Genomic DNA, 3,564 nt, shown 5'->3' on the forward strand with positions numbered 1-3,564 from the left:
ACGGCGGGCGTTGAGATAGCCGATGACCGTGGCCGCTGCGGTGAGGGCCAGCACCAGCCAGGCGCTCAGTTCCACCATCTCGTGCTGCTGGATGGGCGGCAGGCGCAGCCACGGCAGCGCGGCCAGCGCCAGCGCGCGCAAGAGCGTGAGCAGCAGCGCCGAAGAGAACGCCCCCATGGCCAGCATGCCGGCCCAGGCCACGCGGTCGGCGGCGGTTTCCGACAAGCCGCGCCGCTTGAGGTAGGGCACGGCCAGCGCTACCGGCATCAGCAGGAAGGACAGCAGCAGCACCGCTGCGCCCAGCGTGATCCAGCCCGCGTGGGTGGTCAGGGCCGGCAACAGCTGCCAGCCTATCCAGGCATGCAGCGCGGCCAGCAGGCCGAGGACGGTCAACAGCGAAAAGAGGCTACGGCGCATGGAAAACCTTTGAAAGAGGACACATTGCCCGGGACTGCGGAGGCCGGACCAAGCTTGCCGGAAAGCAAGCATATGAAGGCTTGAGACATGCTTTTCAAGCAATTTCTGCGAAAAACCTCGTAAATCCTGCCCAAAATGGCTCATCGGCAGGCAGCAGAAATGGCCAGATGAAGAAAAAGTCCGCCACAGGCATGCAAGAAGACGCGCGGAGGAGGATAATATTGCCTCTATCCCCCCGTTTTTAATTCGCGCGACCTTGGCGGCGACAGCCGCATCGATGGCAAGAGCATCGACACCAGGCCGCGCCTGCATCATTGGAAGAGTTATTTTGAGTTCAAGCAAAACCAAACGCTGGCATGGCAATGTCGAGGCGATCAAGGCCGAATTCCTCAACGGCGTGATTACCCAGATGAGCTCCTACGGCGACCGCGTCCATTTCAGCATGTTCGGTTCGGTGCAGAAGCCGCACTATGAAGTCATCAACAGCTTCGACAAGAAGATGGCCTTCGATGGCAATCATCACCTGCACCGCGCCGAGGAAACCGAATTCGGTCCCGGCAACGTGACGCCCATCTTCACCCTCGACCAGATCAAGCGCATCGTCGCCACCGGCGGCAGCGGCACCCGCAGCACGCCGCGTTCGGCGCGTGCCTCCTCGGCCCGCAGCGCCGCCGGCAGCGCCCGCCCGACCACCGCCGCCGCCCGTGCGCGCGAAGCGGTCGATGGCGAGAAGTACGCCTACTTCAAGGCCAACCGCCACATGCTGCCCGATGAAACCAACCAGCATTCCGATGAGATCAGCAAGCTGATGCTCAATGGCATGTCGGCGGAACAGGCCTTCGGTGAAGTCATTTCCAAGTACTTCGACTGAGACTGATCGCACTTCGGGATGGTCGCGGCGCACCCCGCCGCACTCTCCAAATGAAAATGGCCGGAGCTCTGTCTCCGGCCATTTTTCATTGCGGTGCCCTGCTCTGCCGATCAGTAGATTTCCGGCACGATCATGGAATCGGGCACCGGATGGCGCTCGTAATCCTCATGGCGTTCACGCTCGGGCAGTTGCACGGTCGGATGCGGCACTTCCGCGTAAGGCATCTGCTGCAGCAGATGGCTGATGCAGTTCAGGCGGGCCTTCTTCTTGTCCACCGCCTGCACGATCCACCATGGCGCTTCCGGAATGTGGGTGCGTTCCAGCATCACTTCCTTGGCCTTGGTGTATTCCTCCCAGCGGCGGCGCGATTCCAGGTCCATGGGGCTCAGCTTCCACTGCTTGAGCGGATCGTGGATACGCGAGAGGAAGCGCAGGTGCTGCTCTTCATCGGTGATCGAGAACCAGTACTTGATGACCTGGATGCCGGCACGCGTGAGCATGCGTTCGAACTCGGGCACCGAGCGGAAGAATTCCTCGTATTGCTCGTCGGTACAGAAACCCATCACGCGCTCCACGCCCGCACGGTTGTACCAGCTGCGGTCAAAGAGCACGATCTCGCCGGCTGCCGGCAGGTGCGATACATAGCGCTGGAAATACCATTGCGTGCGTTCGCGGTCATTGGGTGCCGGCAGCGCGGCCACGCGGGCCACGCGCGGGTTCAGGCGCTGGGTGATGCGCTTGATGACGCCGCCCTTGCCGGCCGCATCGCGTCCCTCGAAGACGATCACCACCTTGTGGCCGGTCTGCACCACCCAGTCCTGCAGCTTGACCAGCTCGCCCTGCAGGCGGAACAGTTCGCGGAAATACAGGCGGCGGTATTCCTTTTCCTCGCTGCCGTGCGCGCTGGAAAATTCGCCGGTGACCGGATCGACGGTACGGTCTTCCAGCTCCAGTTCCATTTCTTCGTCGTAGCTGTCGGCCAGTTCGCGGTGGACGCGCTTGACCAGTTCTTCCTTATCCATCATGTCCTCGTGTGCAAGATAAAGTGGCGAACGCGGCATTTCCCTTCGCCTGAAAAGTGCGTGACAACATACCTGCCCATTGTGACCAAGACATGACAGGCGGATAACATTGGAGTCAAAGGTGGCCGGGACCGGCCGATCCCCTTGCATCCTGCGCCATCCTGCGGGAAAACGCCATGATGCCGTGCAGAACCGCGGGCGCGAAAATAGGCTATAGTCCCGGAAACGATTCCGGCATAACAGCATGACACTTACAGAACTCAAATACATCGTGGCCGTCGCGCGGGAAAAGCATTTCGGCCATGCAGCAGAAGCTTGTTTCGTCGCCCAGCCCACGCTGTCGGTGGCCATCAAGAAACTGGAAGATGAGCTGGGCGTGGTCATCTTCGAACGCGGCGGCACCGAGGTCTCGGTCACGCCGCTGGGCGCGCAGATCGTGGCCCAGGCCGAGCGCGTGCTGGAGCAGACCGCCGCCATCAAGGAAATCGCCAACCAGAACAAGGATCCGCTTTCCGGCCCCTTGCGCCTGGGCATCATCTACACGATCGGCCCTTACCTGCTGCCTTCGCTGGTCAAGACCATGATCGAGCGCGTGCCGCAGATGCCGCTGATCCTGCAGGAAAATTTCACTACGCGCCTGATCGAACTGCTGCGCCAGGGCGAACTCGATGCGGCCATCATGGCCCTGCCCTTCCCCGAACACGGACTGAACGTGATGCCGCTGTACGATGAGGAATTCATGGTGGCATTGCCGCGCCAGCACAAGTGGGCCGAGCGCAAGGAGATCGATGCACGTGAACTGAAGAGCGAGACCATGCTGCTGCTGGGCAATGGCCACTGTTTCCGCGATCAGGTGCTGGAAGTCTGCCCGGAGATGTCACGCTTCTCCACCAATGGCGATGGCATCGCCCGCACCTTCGAAGGCTCGTCGCTGGAGACCATCCGTCACATGGTGTCCTCCGGCATCGGCGTGACCGTGCTGCCGCGCGCGTCCATTTCCGATGCCGATAACCGTGATGGCATGGTGCGCTACGTCCCCTTCGTGGCCCCCGCACCATCGCGCCGCGTGGTCATCGCCTGGCGCAAGAGCTTTACGCGGCAGGCGGCCATCGATGCCGTGCATCAGGCGGTGCTGGCGTGCAAGCTCAATGGCGTGCAGATGCTCATCGAAGAGTCGGCCAGCGCGGCCTGATCCCTGCGCCAGCTTGCAAGCAAAACGGGGCCCGCCATTACTAGGGCCCGTTTTTTTTTGCT

General features: G+C 61.7%; 3 protein-coding genes and 1 pseudogene. 2 read left to right on the forward strand and 2 right to left on the reverse strand.

Features of this window, described 5'->3' with window-relative positions; translation table 11 throughout:
- Positions 1–417 (reverse strand): annotated as a pseudogene (locus B3873_RS23640) (metallophosphoesterase); the annotation flags it as partial.
- A 328-nt stretch (positions 418–745) separates the two neighbouring features.
- Between B3873_RS23640 and B3873_RS23645 the strand changes: the two are divergent.
- Positions 746–1,288 carry a hypothetical protein gene (locus B3873_RS23645; RefSeq protein ID WP_286869374.1) on the forward strand — a complete coding sequence of 181 codons (543 nt, stop codon included), beginning with the start codon at positions 746–748 and terminating at the stop codon, positions 1,286–1,288.
- A 110-nt stretch (positions 1,289–1,398) separates the two neighbouring features.
- Here B3873_RS23645 and ppk2 read toward each other — a convergent pair whose 3' ends face one another.
- Positions 1,399–2,310: a polyphosphate kinase 2 gene (ppk2, locus tag B3873_RS23650; protein ID WP_209534339.1), complete on the reverse strand. Its 912-nt coding sequence runs from the start codon at positions 2,308–2,310 to the stop codon at positions 1,399–1,401.
- Between the two features lie 244 nt (positions 2,311–2,554).
- Here ppk2 and B3873_RS23655 point away from each other — a divergent pair, with 244 nt between their 5' ends.
- Positions 2,555–3,502 carry a LysR substrate-binding domain-containing protein gene (locus B3873_RS23655; RefSeq protein WP_209534277.1) on the forward strand — a complete coding sequence of 316 codons (948 nt, stop codon included), beginning with the start codon at positions 2,555–2,557 and terminating at the stop codon, positions 3,500–3,502.
- The last annotated feature ends 62 nt before the right edge of the window (positions 3,503–3,564 follow it).

The sequence above is a fragment of the Herbaspirillum sp. UBA812 genome, assembly GCF_002296545.1.
Lineage (GTDB): Bacteria > Pseudomonadota > Gammaproteobacteria > Burkholderiales > Burkholderiaceae_D > Herbaspirillum > Herbaspirillum huttiense.